This window comes from Kitasatospora sp. NPDC056731 (genome assembly GCF_040687675.1).
Lineage (GTDB): Bacteria > Actinomycetota > Actinomycetes > Streptomycetales > Streptomycetaceae > Kitasatospora.
Genome location: NZ_JBFBNR010000086.1, coordinates 1 through 15,612, shown reverse-complemented (window position 1 = coordinate 15,612; position 15,612 = coordinate 1). Strand labels below are relative to the sequence as shown.

Genomic DNA, 15,612 nt, shown 5'->3' with positions numbered 1-15,612 from the left:
GCCATGGTCTGGCCGATGGTCGCGGCCGGCACCAGCAACGACGAGATCCAGTTCGCCAAGGGCGTCCGCCCCGACTTCGGCGACGACCTCGACTAACACCCCCCTTCAACTCCAGAGCGCCTGAGGAACCCCATGTCCAAGCACACCCTCTCCGTCCTGGTCGAGAACAAGCCCGGCGTGCTCGCCCGCATCGCCGCCCTGTTCTCCCGTCGGGGCTTCAACATCGACTCCCTCGCCGTCGGCCCGACCGAGCATCCGGACGTGTCCCGGATGACCATCGTGGTCAACGTCGAGGACCTCCCGCTGGAACAGGTCACCAAGCAGCTCAACAAGCTCGTGAACGTGATAAAGATCGTCGAACTCGACCAGTCCGCTGCGATCCAGCGGGAACTGGTCCTGGTGAAGGTCCGCGCCGACAACGAGACCCGGTCGCAGATCGTCGAGATCGTCCAGCTGTTCCGTGCCAAGACGGTCGACGTGTCCCCGGACGCGGTGACCATCGAGGCCACCGGAAGCTCGGACAAGCTGGAGGCCATGCTCCGGATGCTGGAGCCTTACGGCATCAAGGAGTTGGTCCAGTCCGGCCTGGTCGCCATCGGGCGCGGCGCCCGTTCGATCACGGACCGCTCGTTGCGCGCCCTCGACCGCAGCGCCTGAGCACCCCCGAGACGCAGGCCGTCTCACACCCTGAAGCACCGCCCCACGCCCCCGCCGGTACGCCTACCGTAGAGAACGCGTACCCGGCAACCATCACGCAAGGAGATGTGCCCCCGTGGCCGAGCTGTTCTACGAAGACGACGCCGACCTGTCCATCATCCAGGGCCGCAAGGTCGCGGTCATCGGCTACGGCAGCCAGGGCCACGCCCACGCGCTGTCCCTGCGCGACTCCGGCGCCGACGTCCGGGTCGGCCTGAAGCCGGAGTCCAAGTCCCGCGCCAAGGCGGAGGAGGCCGGCCTGCGCGTCGTCACCCCGGCCGAGGCCGCGGCCGAGGCCGACGTCATCATGATCCTGGTGCCGGACCCGATCCAGGCCGACGTCTACGAGGCCGACATCGCCCCGCACCTGAAGGCCGGCGACGCCCTGTTCTTCGGCCACGGCCTGAACATCCGCTTCGGCTTCATCAAGCCCCCGGCGGACGTCGACGTCTGCATGGTCGCCCCGAAGGGCCCGGGCCACCTGGTCCGCCGCCAGTACGAGGAGGGTCGCGGCGTCCCCGCGATCGTCGCCGTCGAGCAGGACGCCTCCGGCAAGGCCTTCGACCTGGCGCTGTCCTACGCCAAGGGCCTGGGCGCCACCAAGGCCGGCGTCATCAAGACCACCTTCACCGAGGAGACCGAGACCGACCTGTTCGGTGAGCAGGCCGTCCTCTGCGGTGGCACCGCCGCCCTGGTGAAGGCCGGTTTCGAGACCCTGGTCGAGGCCGGCTACCAGCCGGAGATCGCCTACTTCGAGTGCCTGCACGAGCTGAAGCTCATCGTCGACCTGATGTATGAGGGCGGCCTGGAGAAGATGCGCTGGTCGGTCTCCGAGACCGCCGAGTGGGGCGACTACGTCACCGGCCCGCGGATCATCACCGACGCCACCAAGGCCGAGATGCGCAAGGTCCTCGCCGAGATCCAGGACGGCACCTTCGCCAACACCTGGATCGCCGAGTACAAGGCCGGTCTGCCCAAGTACAACGAGTACAAGAAGGCCGACGAGGACCACCTGCTGGAGACCACCGGCAAGAAGCTGCGCTCGCTGATGAGCTGGGTCGACGACAAGGCCTGAACCGGCCTCGGGCTCTGCCCGATTTTGTAACTTCCTTGTACAAGTAGGCTGCTCTCGTCCGGGTGATTTCGCCGGACGGGAGCAGCCTGGTACCCAGCCCGTCGATACACTCCGAGTGCGCGTCAGGCCCACAGCGTCGTGCGTCTACCTACGCGGCATGCCACCTTCCCCCCGCCGTCCACGCCACCCACGTGCCGGGGAGAACCGCAGAGTTAAGGACACACTGTCGTGAGCACTGTGACATCCAAAACCGCCGTCGTCCTGATCGCCGAAGAGCTGTCGCCCGCCACCGTCGACGCCCTCGGCCCCGACTTCGAGATCCGCCACTGCAACGGCGCCGACCGCACCGAGCTGCTCGGCGCGATCGCCGACGTCGACGCGATCCTGATCCGCTCCGCCACCAAGGTCGACGCGGAGGCGCTGGCCGTCGCCCGCAAGCTCAAGGTGGTCGCCCGGGCCGGGGTCGGCCTGGACAACGTGGACGTCGCCGCCGCCACCAAGGCCGGCGTGATGGTCGTGAACGCGCCGACCTCCAACATCGTCACCGCCGCCGAACTCGCCTGCGGCCTGCTGATCTCCGTCGCCCGCAACATCGCGCCGGCCAACGCCGCGCTCAAGCAGGGCGAGTGGAAGCGCAACAAGTACACCGGCGTCGAGCTGAGCGAGAAGACCCTCGGCGTCGTCGGCCTCGGCCGGATCGGCGTCCTGGTCGCCCAGCGGATGTCTGCGTTCGGCATGAAGATCGTCGCGTACGACCCCTACATCCAGGCCGCCCGCGCCGCCCAGATGGGCGTCAAGCTGGTCACCCTGGAGGAGCTGCTGGAGGTCTCGGACTTCATCACCGTCCACCTCCCCAAGACCCCCGAGACCATCGGCCTGATCGGCGACGAGGCGCTGCACAAGGTCAAGCCGACCGTGCGCATCGTCAACGCCGCCCGCGGCGGCATCGTGGACGAGGAGGCGCTCGCCAACGCCCTGCGCGACGGCCGGGTGGCCGGCGCCGGACTGGACGTGTACGCCAAGGAGCCGTGCACCGACTCCCCGCTGTTCGGCTTCGACAACGTGGTCGCGACCCCGCACCTGGGCGCCTCCACCGACGAGGCGCAGGAGAAGGCCGGCATCGCCGTCGCCAAGTCGGTGCGCCTGGCGCTGGCCGGCGAGCTGGTGCCGGACGCCGTCAACGTCCAGGGCGGCGTGATCGCCGAGGACGTGCGCCCGGGCCTGCCGCTGGCCGAGAAGCTCGGCCGGATCTTCACCGCTCTGGCCGGCGAGGTCGCCGTCCGGCTCGACGTCGAGGTCCGCGGCGAGATCACCCAGCACGACGTGAAGGTGCTCGAACTGTCCGCGCTGAAGGGCGTGTTCGAGGACGTGGTGGCGGAGACGGTGTCCTACGTCAACGCCCCGCTGTTCGCCCAGGAGCGCGGCGTCGAGGTCCGCCTGACCACCTCCAGCGAGAGCGCCGAGCACCGCAACGTGATCACCGTCCGCGGCACGCTCGCGAACGGCGAGGAGATCGCCATCTCCGGCACCCTGGCCGGCCCGAAGCAGACCCAGAAGATCGTCGGCGTGGACGCCTTCGACGTGGACGTCGCGCTCACCGACCACATGGCCTTCTTCAAGTACGAGGACCGCCCCGGCGTGGTCGGTGTGCTCGGCCGCCACCTCGGCGACGCCGGCATCAACATCGCCGGCATGCAGGTCGCCCGCGACGGCGGCGGCGCGCTCGCCTCCATCACCGTGGACAGCCAGATCCCGCAGGACGTGCTGTCGGCGATCGCCGCCGAGATCGGCGCCCGCTTCGCCCGCTCGGTCGACCTGGGCGCCTGAGCCCGACGCCCCCCGGGGCCCGGACCGCCGTTCGCCGGCGGTCCGGGCCCCGCTGCGTTCCCCCGGGCGGCGCCCGTCTCAGATACTAGGAAATCCAAGTATTCGTGCAGACACGGCCCGGGCCCGGTCGTACCGTGGAAGGGCGATACGGCGTGCCGACCCTGTAGACAGGGCGTTCGGCCCGTGTCCGCGTGCGCCTTCACGGGCAGGCGATCCCTGCCCCCGCGCGTACCCCTCCCCTCCCGCGCCCTCTTCGGGGCGCCGCTTCCAAGGAGCCCGGTATGCCCCTCACCGCCGACCGCCACGCCACTGCCACCCCCGCCGCCACCCCCGTCCGCGCCCCGCGCCGGCGCCGGGCCGCCGAGCGGAACCCCTTCGCCGCCGCCGCGCTGCAGCGGGCGCTGGACCGCCGCGACAACGGCGGCTCGACCGGGCACCTCTGACGGGCGCTTCCGGCGGGCCTGTCTGTCAGGTGCTGTCGGACGGCCCTCCCCGGCGGCTTCGCCGGCTCGGCCGTTCATCCGCCGAATAGGCCGCTCGGGCTGTCGCCAGGTCACCCGGTCGAGTGCAACCGGCGTCCATCCGAGGGAAGTTGCTCGCGCTCGCCGGCGCGATCATCCTAATTTGGGGCCCCCGGAAGGGTGATCGACGTTCGCGCGGGCGGGCGTCAGCGGCACGGCGTGCGGATCAGTCCCCCTGCCGGGGGAGAGGACTCAGTGCGCCTGCCATCCGTCCGCCGACCCATCACCCGGATCGGCCTCACCCTGGCCGTGCTGGCCGGGAGCGCGGCGCTCGCCGCCACCCCGGCCTCCGGCGGGCCCCCGACGGAGCCGTCGAGGGCCGGCCGAACGGCCGCCGTCCTGCTCGAACTCGGCACCGAGCCGGCCGGCCCCGCCTGGCGGCGCGCCGCCGACGGGGCCCGGCGGGCCCAGCGCTCCCCGGAGGCCGCCCGCCGGGAGGCCGCCGACGCCGGCGCCGCCCAGCGCGCCAAGGCCGGCGAAGCCCTCGACCGGCTCGCCGCGGCCGTCCACCGGGCGGCGCCCACCGCCGGCGAGCTCTACCGCACCCGCACCCTGCTCACCGGCCTCGCCGTCAACGCGCCCGCCGACCGGCTGCCCGCCCTGCGCGCGCTGCCCGGCGTCCGGGCCGTCCACCCGATCGTCCGCAAGCAGCGGGACAACGCCTACTCCGTCCCGCTGCTCGGCGCCCCGCAGGTCTGGGCCGGTGCCACCGGCGACGGCAACACCGGCCAGGGGGTGCGGATCGGCATCATCGACAGCGGCATCGACTACACCCACGCCGACTTCGGCGGCCCCGGCACCGAGGCCGCCTTCCGCTCCGTCGAACGCGGCAAGCCGGCCCCGCCCGAGCTGTTCCCCAACGCCAAGGTGATCGGCGGCAAGGACCTGGTCGGCGACGACTACAACCCCGACCCGTCCTCCCCCCACCACCAGCCCGTCCCGCACCCCAGCGACAACCCGATCGACTGCGACCGCAACGGGCACGGCACCCACGTCGCCGGCACCGCCGCCGGCTACGGCGTCACCGCCGACGGCCACCCGTACACCGGCCCCTACCGGCCCGGACTCGACCCCGCCGGGTTCAAGGTCGGCCCCGGCGCCGCCCCCGGCGCCCAGCTGTACGCGATCCGGGTCTTCGGCTGCGACGGCTCCACCGACCGGCTCGCCCAGGCCCTCGACCTCGCCGCCGACCCCAACGGCGACGGAGACCTCGGCGACCGCCTCGACGTCGTCAACCTCTCCCTCGGCAGCCGCTTCGGCAGCCCCGACGACACCGACGCCCTCGCCGTCGACCGGCTCTCCGCCCTCGGCACCGTCGTGGTCGCCGCCGCCGGCAACGACGGCGACGTCTACGGCATCGGCGGCAGCCCCGGCACCGCCGCCCGGGCCATCGCCGTCGCCGCCTCCGTCGACCCGCACAGCGACACCGACGGCCTCACCGTGCTCGCCCCCGCCAGCCTGGCCGGCGTCGTCCCGGCCCACTGGAGCGAGCGCTACCAGGGCTGGTCCAGCGCCGACGTCAGCGGCCAACTCGCCCTGCCCGCCGACCAGTCCGACGGCTGCGCCGCCTACAGCGAAGCCGACCGGCAGCGGCTCGCCGGAAAGATCGCCGTCCTCACCTGGCGCACCCGCGACACCGAACGGGCCTGCAACTCCGGCCCCCGCGCCGACCACGCCGCCGACGCCGGTGCGATCGGCGCCCTCTACGCCGCCGACACCGACCACCTCGCCGAGATCTCCGGCAACGACCGCATCCCGGCCGCCCTGCTCGCCCACGCCGACGGCGAACGGCTCCGGCAGGCCGCCGCGGCCGGACCGGTCGAGATCCGCCTCGCCGCCCCAGGCAACCCGCTGCACGGCTCCGTCTCCCAGAACCAGCCCGCCCGCACCGACACCCTCACCGACTTCTCCTCCCGCGGCATCGGCGTCCCCGGCATCGTCAAACCCGACCTCGCCGCCCCCGGCGAGACCATCTGGTCCGCCCTCGTCGGCACCGGCAGCGGCGGCCAGCGCGAGGACGGCACCTCGATGGCCACCCCGCACATCACCGGCCTCGCCGCCCTCGTCCGCGCCGCCCACCCCGACTGGCCGGTCGAACAGCTCAAGGCCGCGCTCATGAACACCGCCGTCGACACCTGGCTCGGCGACGACCACGGCGGACCGGTCTACGGCCCCGAGCGCACCGGCGCCGGCCGCGCCCAGGTCGACCGGGCCGTCCACACCCCCGTCGTCGCCTACGCGGCCGGCGACGGAGCGGCCGAAGGCAGCGTCGGCGTCTCCTACGGGCCGGTCGAGATCGCCGGGCCGACCGCCCTCGGCCGCGACATCGAGGTGCGCAACCACGCGGACCGGCCGCTGAGCTACCGCACCGGCTACGCGGCCGCCACCGAACTGCCCGGCGCCACCTTCGAGGTGACGCCGGACCAGGTCGACGTCCCGGCCGGCGGCACCGCGCGGGTGCACGTCACCCTCGCCGTGCCCGGGGAGCTGGGCCGCGCCCCCGACCCCACCATCGACACCCTGCAGAACGGCAAGGCCCGCAGCTACCGCGCCGAACTCTCCGGCCGCGTCCTGCTCACCCCCGTCACAGACCCGGCCCTGCCCCAACTGCGCGTCCCCGTCCTCGCCGCCCCGCGCCCGGCCACCGACCTCACCGCCACCGCCGCCGCCCGCACCACCCGGGACGGCACCGTGCTGATGCTCGGCGGCAGCGCCGCCCCCGGCAACCGGCCCGGACTCGTCACCGCCCTCACCCTCGGCGGCGAAGGCACCCGCTGGGCCGACTGCCCGCCCGACAGCGAAGCCGCCGTCGGGCCCGGGGCCGGCATCCGGCCCGACGACGACGCCGAGCCGGCCGACCCCCCGCAGGACGTCTGCGTCCAGCACCCCGGCGACCGGGCCGCCAACCTGCGGGTCGTCGGTGCCGCCACCGGCTCCGACCTGCTCTACGTGGGCGCCCAGCTCTGGGCCCCGGCCGCCACCCCGGTCGGGCTCTACGGTGTCCGGGTCTCCCTGGACACCGACGGCGACGGCACCACCGACGTCATCCTCGAAGCCGACCGGCTGCGCAACAGCGACGTCCTCGTCTCCCGCGCCCTGGACGCCCGAACCGGCGCCGAACTCGACGTCCAGCCGCTCAACGGCCACTGGGGCGACACCGACACCGCCCTGCTGGACGGCGACGCCCTCGTCCTCCCCGTCCGGCTGAGCGCCCTCCCGGGCGTCCGGGAAGGCCACAGCACCATCCACTACGGCGTCTGGACCAGCACCGTCGCCCCCGGCACACCCGACCCGGCCGAGTCCTACTCCGCCATCGGCCTGCGCGGCACCCGCCCCGTCCTGGCCCTCGACGTCCTGCACCCCGCCGTCGACATCCGCGCCGGCCTCGGCGGCCCCGCGGCCCTCGCCACCCCGGTCCGGCCCGGCACCGTCCTCGACATCCGCCGCACCCCCGGCGACACCTCCCGCCTGCTCCTGCTCCACCACCTCAACCCCGCCGCCCACCGGAGCCAGGTGATCAGCCTCCCCTGACCGCACCCGCCCGAGGGGCGGCCCGCCGACCTGGCGGGCCGCCCCCGCGCGTTGTGCCGCGCCTCGGTGACGGGGGTCCACTTGCGGTCGGCTGTCGGCAGTGCCCGGCCCGGCCGCCTCAGCCTCGGTCGGCGGCCTGGGCGGCGAGCCGGCGGGTGCGGCGGGGGGCGCGGGTCGGGCGGCGGGAGAAGCGGGTGAAGACGGCGACCAGGGCGAGGGCGGCGGCGGTGGCGGAGCTGACGGTGAGGCCCTCGGTGAGACCGGGCGGGCGGAAGGAGCAGGCGATGCGGTCGGCGCCGGCGCCGAGCGGTACGCCGATCATGCCCAGGACGGGCGTCGGCGGGACGTACCGGCCGCCGCCCGCCGCGCAGGTCCAGCCCTCGGTGGCCGGGACGGACAGCAGCGCGGTGCCGGTGGAGCCGGCCGGGAGGGTCGCGGCGAGGGTGTGCCCGCCGGCCGTCACGCCGGTCGCGCCGGTGGCGGTGAGACGGGCGACGGCGGCGTCCAGGGCGCCGGGCCGCAGGCAGCCGATCGGGCGGGCCGGGACCTGGCCGACCGTGTCGGAGCGCAGGGTCACCCGGACCGTCCCGTCGGCGGGGACCGGCCCCAGCCGGTGGATCGCGACGGCCGTGGTGGGCTGTTCGCCGTCGCTGCGGTAGGTGGTGCCGAGGCCGCTGACCGTGCCCCGGTACCAGACGCCGTGGAAGTAGGCCGTGCCGCCGGGGGTGCAGGCCGCGGTGAGGACGGTGCCCTCGGCGCCGCCGGGCAGCGACCAGCCGCTGGTGCCGTGCAGGGTGGGCGCCGGGCCGCCAGCCGGGACGGGCAGCGGGGCCTCGTACACCCGGCTGCCGAGCAGTGACTCCTGGCGGGACCAGACCGAGGAGGTGTCCGGCCGGGCGCCGGGCGGCAGCACGGTGACCAGCGGCGGTGCGGCGGCCCGTCCGGGGGTGAAGCCGGCCGGGGGCGGCCCGTCGTCGAGGTGGGCGCGGACGGCGAACAGGGCCTGCCCGACCGGGTCGGTGACGCTGGCGGTCTGCCGCCCGCCCGCCGTCCAGCCCGCGCCGAGGTCGTGCAGCAGCAGGGCGGCGACGGTCGGCAGGTAGCCGCTGAAGTAGCCGCCGCCCTGGCCGTCGAGCAGCAGCGGATCGTTGGTGGTGAAGGCGTGCGGGCCGGGGTCGCTGCGGCCCCGGGGCCAGTCGGCGCCGTCGCGCACCGCCGCGTACCCGGCCCGGACGGCGGCGGGGGAGGCGGGGTCGGCCGGGGCGGCGGCGAGCGCCGCGTACCCGGACCAGACGGCGTTGCCGAGCACCACACCGGCCAGCACCCAGGTCGCCAGGGCGGTGGCCCGGCGGTCGGTGTGCCGGCGGTCGAGGGTCCAGAGCGCGGCGAGCAGGACGACCCCGCCGACGGCCAGCAGTGTCCAGGTGGAGGCCCGGACCGAGTGCCGGCCCGCCGCCAGCGCGGCGATCACCGCGACCACGGCGCCGCCGCCCAGCAGGGTCAGCCGGTCCGGCCGGTGCGCCAGCGACACCCAGCCCGCCAGCACCAGCAGGCCGCTGAGCACGAACGCGACCCGGTACGGCCCGCCGGCCGGGATCGCCAGACCGTGCCAGACCAGCACGGTCGGGGTCCAGACGAAGCTGAGCACCACCAGCACCAGCGCCCCGCACCAGACCGCCCGCTCCTGTACCCGCACCCGCCGGTTGAACGGCAGCCCGCACACCAGCAGCAGCCCCAGCAGGCCGATCGCGACGTCCGGCAGCGGTCGCCCGCCGTGGGTGGCGGGCAACAGCTGCGCGAGGTGCCCGCCGAACCCGGACGGGCCGAGCGGCTGCACCGGGGACTCCGGCTGGGCACCGTGCGCGGCCCGGACGGCGACGAACAGCACGGGCGAGGCGAGCAGGACGCCGGTGGTGGCCATGGTGAAGGCCCGCCCGGTGACCCGGACCCGGTGGCGCACCGGCCGCGGGGTGGCGAACAGGCGGACGGCCAGCAGCAGCCCGGCCATCAGGGTGGCCAGCGCGGCGGTGTACAGGTTGCCGGCCCAGGCGAGGGTGACGCACAGCGAGCCGGCCACCCAGCGCCGCTCGCGCAGGCACCAGTCGGCGGCCAGGCCGAGCAGCGGCAGCGAGACCAGGCCCCAGAGCCACATCGGCGCCGCCCCGCCGACGTCGAGCACCCAGGCGCAGAGCCCGTACCCGACGGCGGCGAGCGCCCGCAGCCAGTGCGGGCCGGCGTGCAGCCGGCCGAGCAGGTGGGCCATCAGGGCGGTGCCGAGGCCGATGGTGGCGAGGGTGACCAGGAGGAGCGCGAGCCGGCCCTGGTCGCGGGGGAGGAGGGCGGTCGGCCAGGAGAACGGGTTCATCAGGTAGGCGAAGAAGTCGGCGAGGAACGGGACGCCGTAGCCGCTGTTCCAGTTGAACAGGAGGTCCCCGGCGGCCCGCCCGTGCAGCAGGTCCCACAGGTGGGCGTGGTACGGCAGGGCGGCCTCGCCCGCCCCCGTCGGCCACACCCCGCGCAGCCCCACCGCGAGCGCGTACCCGCCCACCGCCAGCCCGGCCGCACTCCCGCAGACCAGCACCTCCCGCCGCCGCACGCCCATCTGCTGCTCGACCCCGTTCCGCGAGGGATTGCCGGACCCCGCCACCCTAAACGCGCCCCCCGCGCGGATCAGGCCCCCCGCGCTCCCTCGAAGGGGTGGCGTCCGAGGAGGCTTTGCCGAGTAGCCTGAGAGAGCCGCCAGGATGCCCGTATGGGAGGAACCATGAGCATCGCGCCGTACCCCGACTGGATTCGGCCCCCTGCTGGTGGCTACACCGCAGAGGACCTCGACCGGCTGCCTGATCTCCCGCCGCACACAGAGCTGATCGACGGGAGCCTGATCTTCGTGAGTCCGCAGACGAAGTTCCACGTGCGGGCGAAGCGCCTGCTGGAACGAGGGCTGGAGAGCGCGGTTCCTGAGGGCTGGGAGGTGTGGCCGGAGATGACGGTCACGTTGGACCGGCGAAACCGCCCGGAGCCCGACCTGCTCGTGGTGGATGAGGAGTCGGACACGGGCTACCTCCAGACGGGGTTCTCCGCCGAGCACGTGTTGCTCGCGATCGAGGTCGTCTCGGAGGAATCCCGCGAGCGTGACCGCGAGGTCAAGCCGCGAAAGTACGCGGCCGCCGGTATCCGTCACTTCTGGCGCGTCGAGTGCGACGAGGGTCGTCCAGTGGTGCACGTCTACGAGCTGGACCCGGCGACCAGGTCCTACGGACTGGCCGGGATCTACCACAAGCAGTTGAAGGTCGATCGGCCGTTCCCCGTCGAGATCGACCTGACCTGACCCGTCCGGATGGTGGACGCCGGGTGTCAGCCCCTGGGACACCGGAGTAGGGTCCGAGCATGTCTCGCACGATTCGTCTCGCAGTTGTCCCGGGTGACGGCATCGGCCAGGAAGTGGTGGCCGAAGGTCTCAAGGTCCTGGGTGCCGTGCTTCCCGCCGAGGTGAAGCTGGAGACCACCGAGTACGACCTCGGCGCCCGGCGCTACCACCGGACCGGGGAGACCCTGCCGGACAGTGTGCTGGCCGAGCTGAAGTCGCACGACGCGATCCTGCTGGGCGCCATCGGCGACCCGAGCGTGCCGTCGGGCGTGCTGGAGCGGGGGCTGCTGCTGAAGCTGCGGTTCGCCTTCGACCACCACATCAACCTGCGTCCGGGCCGCCTGTTCCCCGGGGTGAAGTCCCCGCTGGCCGGTGAGCCGACCATCGACTTCGTGGTGGTCCGCGAGGGCACCGAGGGCCCGTACGTCGGCAACGGCGGCTCGCTGCGCACCGGGACGCCGCAGGAGGTGGCCACCGAGGTCAGCCTGAACACCGCGTTCGGCATCGAGCGCGTGGTGCGCGACGCCTACCGCCGGGCCCAGGCGCGTCCGCGCAAGAAGCTGACGCTGGTGCACAAGAACAACGTGCTGGTGCACGCCGGGCACCTGTGGTCGCGGATCTTCGCGGAGGTCGGCCGGGAGTTCCCGGAGGTCACCACCGACTACCTGCACGTCGACGCGGCGACGATCTTCTTCGTCACCCAGCCGGAGCGCTTCGACGTCATCGTCACCGACAACCTGTTCGGCGACATCCTGACCGACCTGGCCGCCGCCGTCACCGGCGGGATCGGCCTGGCCGCGAGCGGCAACATCAACCCGGGCGGCGAGTTCCCGTCGATGTTCGAGCCGGTGCACGGTTCGGCGCCGGACATCGCGGGCCAGGGCAAGGCCGACCCGACGGCCACCGTGCTGTCGGTCGCCATGCTGCTGGAGCACCTGGGCTTCGCCGCCGAGGCCGCCCGGGTGGAGGCCGCCGTCGCGGCGGACCTGGCCGAGCGCACCGGCACCCGCAGCACCTCCGCGGTCGGCGACGCGCTGGCCACCCGAGTAGCCGGCTGACGGGCCGGATCCGCTTGACGGACTCCGGCCCACGGGCCGGGGCCGACAACGGTCGCGGCCCGGCGGGCCGCACCACATAACCGCAGCTTGCAGCTCCCCAAGGAGCGGGCAGCTGTTCGGCACGGCCCTCTGGATGCGAGTATCGACAGTGGGTCGTGCCGTTGTGCGTTCGTTCCGGTGCTGGTTGGCCGCGGCGGGCACCCGGCGGTGGCGGCCCGGACCTACCCCACGGTGAAGGAAACAGCCATGAGCACGCCCACCCAGGCGCCCATCACGTTCGACCTCAAGCCTTCCGCCCACCCGCTGCCCACCGCGGAGCGCGAGGCTCGGCTGATCAACCCCGGCTTCGGCCGGGTCTTCACCGACCACATGGTCACCATCCGTTGGACCGAGGGCGTGGGCTGGCACGACGCCCAGCTGGCGCCGTACGCGCCGCTGGAGGTCGACCCGGCGAACATGACCCTGCACTACGGCCAGTCGATCTTCGAGGGCCTCAAGGCCTACCGCCAGGCCGACGGCTCCATCGCGAGCTTCCGCCCGGAGGCCAACGCGGCCCGCTTCCAGGCCTCGGCCCGCCGGCTGGCGATGCCGGAGCTGCCGGTGGAGACCTTCGTCGAGGCTGTCGAGCTGCTGGTCCAGCAGGACCAGGCGTGGGTGCCGAACGAGCCCGAGCAGAGCCTGTACCTGCGTCCGTTCATGTTCGCCACCGAGGTCGGTCTGGGTGTCCGCCCGGCCAACTCCTACCTGTTCATGATCATCGCCTCGCCGGCCGGCGCCTACTTCCCGGGCGGCGTCAAGCCGGTCTCGGTGTGGCTGTCCAAGGAGTACGTCCGGGCCGCTCCCGGCGGCACCGGCGCCGCCAAGTGCGCCGGCAACTACGCCGCTTCGCTGATCGCCCAGGCCCAGGCCGCCGAGAAGGGCTGCGACCAGGTCGTCTGGCTCGACGCCGCCGAGCACCGGTGGATCGAGGAGATGGGCGGCATGAACCTGTACTTCGTTTTCGGCGAGGGCAAGGACGCGAAGATCGTCACCCCCGAGCTGTCCGGCGCCCTGCTGCCCGGCATCACCCGCGACTCGCTGCTCCAGCTCGCCGCCGACCTCGGCTACGCCGTTGAGGAGCGGAAGATCTCCACCGACCAGTGGCAGCAGGCCAACGCGGACGGCACCCTCACCGAGGTGTTCGCCTGCGGCACCGCCGCCGTCATCACCCCGGTCGGCTCGGTCAAGTCGGCCGCCGCCGACTGGACGGTCGGCGCCGGCGAGCCCGGCCCGACCACCATGGAGCTGCGCCGGGCCCTGCTGGCCATCCAGGGCGGCCAGAGCCCCGATACCCACGGCTGGCTGCACAAGATCGTCTGAGGCGGCACCTGCTCCGGCCTGCCCTGTTCCGCATCGCGAGACGGGCGGGCCGGATGCCGGGACGTGTGCCAGACTGCGAGCGTGTCCTCGCTGTCGCTGATGATTAGCAGCAGGCGCGCCGGTCCGCAGTGACCGCTCCCGCAGGACCCGATGCGGAGCGACCACCAGCGTCCAGACCCGCGCGCAGACCTCTCGCACCCGCGAGGGGTTTTTTCGTTTTTCGGGCACCGCCCCGATGAACACAGCCTCCGGACCGGCCGAGAGCCCCCACAAGGGGCTCGGGGACACCGGAGCCGCGCGCGGGATGCTGGACAGTGGAGCCGGGACTCGCAATCCGGCAGAGCAGTACGAACCTCCCCGAACGGAGAACCAGGGGTCATGACCGAGGTCAGCCGTACCGACGACAGTTTCCACGTGTTCGACACCACCCTGCGCGACGGTGCGCAGCGGGAGGGCATCAACCTGACGGTGGCGGACAAGCTGGCCATCGCGCGGTACCTGGACGAGTTCGGGGTGGGCTTCATCGAGGGCGGCTGGCCGGGGGCCAACCCGCGCGACACCGAGTTCTTCGCCCGGGCCGCCGCCGAACTGGACCTCCGGCACGCCCGGCTGGTCGCCTTCGGCGCCACCCGCCGGGCCGGCGGCAAGGCCGCGGAGGACCCGCAGCTGGCCGCGCTGGTCGCCTCGGGCGCCCCGGTCGTCACCCTCGTCGCCAAGGCGCACGACCGGCACGTGGAGCTGGCGCTGCGCACCACCCTCGACGAGAACCTGGAGATGGTCCGGGACAGCGTCGAGTTCCTGCGCGCGCAGGGGCGGCGGGTGTTCATCGACTGCGAGCACTTCTTCGACGGCTACCGGGCGAACCGCGAGTACGCGCTGGCCGTGGTCCGCACCGCGCACCAGGCGGGCGCGGACGTGGTGGTGCTGTGCGACACCAACGGCGGGATGCTGCCAGCCGGCGTACGGGAGACCGTCGCCGACGTCCTCGCCGTCACCGGCGCCCGGCTGGGCATCCACGCCCAGGACGACACCGGCTGCGCGGTGGCCAACACGCTGGCCGCGGTGGACGCCGGCGCCACCCACGTCCAGTGCACCGCCAACGGCTACGGCGAGCGGGTCGGCAACGCCAACCTGTTCCCGGTGGTCGGCGCGCTGGAGATCAAGTACGACCGGCGGGTGCTCCCCGAGGGGCGGCTCGCCGAGATGACCAGGCTGTCGCACGCGATCGCCGAGGTGGTCAACCTGACCCCCTCCACCCACCAGCCGTACGTCGGCTACTCGGCCTTCGCGCACAAGGCGGGCCTGCACGCCTCCGCGATCAAGGTCGACCCGGACCTGTACCAGCACATCGACCCGGAGCGGGTCGGCAACACCATGCGGATGCTGGTCTCCGACATGGCGGGCCGCGCCTCGGTCGAGCTCAAGGGCAAGGAGCTCGGCTACGACCTGTCCAGCGACCGGGACCTGGCCGGCCGGGTGGTGGCCAAGGTGAAGGAGCAGGAGAACCTCGGCTACACCTACGAGTCCGCCGACGCCTCCTTCGAGCTGCTGCTGCGCGACGAGGTGCGCGGCGGCCGGGAGCGCTTCTACACCCTGGAGTCCTGGCGGACCATCAGCGAGCAGGGCCCGAACGGCTTCACCGGCAACGAGGCGACGGTGAAGCTGTGGGCGAAGGGGGAGCGCCGGATCGCCACCGGCGAGGGCAACGGCCCGGTGAACGCGCTGGACCAGGCGCTGCGCACCGCGCTGGAGGGGATCTACCCGCCGCTGGCCCGGTTCGAGCTGGTGGACTACAAGGTCCGCATCCTGGAGGGCCAGCACGGCACCGGCTCCAAGACCCGGGTGCTGATCGAGTCCACCGACGGCACGTCCACCTGGTCGACCGTCGGGGTGGCCGACAACGTGGTGGCCGCCTCCTGGCTGGCGTTGGAGGACGCCTACACCTACGGGCTGATCCGGGCCGGCCTGGAGCCCACCGACTAGACCGCCGAGTAGCTCACCGGGCAGCCCGCCGGGCGACCCGCCGCGGCCGCGGCCCGCAGACCTCCGAACGAAGGTCCGTGGGCCGCGGCCGCAGCCGTGTCCGTCATCGGAGTCGGGCGAGGAGGGCGTGTTCGACGAGGGTGATGAGGGCGCTTTTGGCGCTGTCGCGGCGGCGGGCGTCGAGGGTGACGACGG

10 protein-coding genes and 1 pseudogene are annotated in these 15,612 nt (G+C 73.5%); 9 read left to right on the top strand and 2 right to left on the bottom strand.

The window, feature by feature from the left end; genetic code table 11:
• Positions 1–132: 132 nt before the first annotated feature.
• The 5 genes from ilvN (at position 133) to AB0R04_RS38430 (ending at position 7,650) form a co-directional block, all read left to right on the top strand.
• Positions 133–657, top strand: coding sequence for an acetolactate synthase small subunit (gene ilvN / locus AB0R04_RS38450; RefSeq protein WP_030302941.1), 525 nt, complete (start codon positions 133–135; stop codon positions 655–657).
• 115 nt (positions 658–772) lie between these two features.
• The gene (ilvC, locus tag AB0R04_RS38445) at positions 773–1,771 is read left to right on the top strand and encodes a ketol-acid reductoisomerase (RefSeq protein WP_063347727.1); all 999 of its coding nucleotides are present in this window, start codon (positions 773–775) and stop codon (positions 1,769–1,771) included.
• Between the two features lie 237 nt (positions 1,772–2,008).
• Complete coding sequence (gene serA / locus AB0R04_RS38440; protein WP_363378782.1) at positions 2,009–3,598, top strand: phosphoglycerate dehydrogenase; 1,590 nt, start codon at positions 2,009–2,011, stop codon at positions 3,596–3,598.
• A gap of 281 nt (positions 3,599–3,879) precedes the next feature.
• Positions 3,880–4,041, top strand: a complete 162-nt coding sequence (locus AB0R04_RS38435; protein WP_363378780.1) for a hypothetical protein — start codon at positions 3,880–3,882, stop codon at positions 4,039–4,041.
• Between the two features lie 273 nt (positions 4,042–4,314).
• Positions 4,315–7,650 carry a S8 family serine peptidase gene (locus AB0R04_RS38430; protein WP_363378778.1) on the top strand — a complete coding sequence of 1,112 codons (3,336 nt, stop codon included), beginning with the start codon at positions 4,315–4,317 and terminating at the stop codon, positions 7,648–7,650.
• 118 nt (positions 7,651–7,768) lie between these two features.
• On the opposite strand, the gene AB0R04_RS38425 is transcribed toward AB0R04_RS38430, so the two are convergent.
• Positions 7,769–10,252, bottom strand: a complete 2,484-nt coding sequence (locus AB0R04_RS38425; RefSeq protein WP_363378776.1) for a YfhO family protein — start codon at positions 10,250–10,252, stop codon at positions 7,769–7,771.
• A 162-nt stretch (positions 10,253–10,414) separates the two neighbouring features.
• On the opposite strand from AB0R04_RS38425, the gene AB0R04_RS38420 reads away from it, so the two are divergent.
• From AB0R04_RS38420 to cimA, 4 genes are all read left to right on the top strand, one after another.
• Positions 10,415–10,978, top strand: a complete 564-nt coding sequence (locus AB0R04_RS38420) for a Uma2 family endonuclease (RefSeq protein ID WP_363378774.1) — start codon at positions 10,415–10,417, stop codon at positions 10,976–10,978.
• Between the two features lie 59 nt (positions 10,979–11,037).
• Positions 11,038–12,075, top strand: a complete 1,038-nt coding sequence (locus AB0R04_RS38415) for a 3-isopropylmalate dehydrogenase (protein WP_363378773.1) — start codon at positions 11,038–11,040, stop codon at positions 12,073–12,075.
• Between the two features lie 246 nt (positions 12,076–12,321).
• Complete coding sequence (locus tag AB0R04_RS38410) at positions 12,322–13,434, top strand: branched-chain amino acid aminotransferase (RefSeq protein ID WP_363378771.1); 1,113 nt, start codon at positions 12,322–12,324, stop codon at positions 13,432–13,434.
• 378 nt (positions 13,435–13,812) lie between these two features.
• Positions 13,813–15,417: a citramalate synthase gene (cimA, locus tag AB0R04_RS38405; protein WP_363378769.1), complete on the top strand. Its 1,605-nt coding sequence runs from the start codon at positions 13,813–13,815 to the stop codon at positions 15,415–15,417.
• A gap of 103 nt (positions 15,418–15,520) precedes the next feature.
• Here cimA and AB0R04_RS38400 read toward each other — a convergent pair.
• A pseudogene (locus tag AB0R04_RS38400) lies at positions 15,521–15,612 on the bottom strand (ATP-binding protein); the annotation flags it as partial.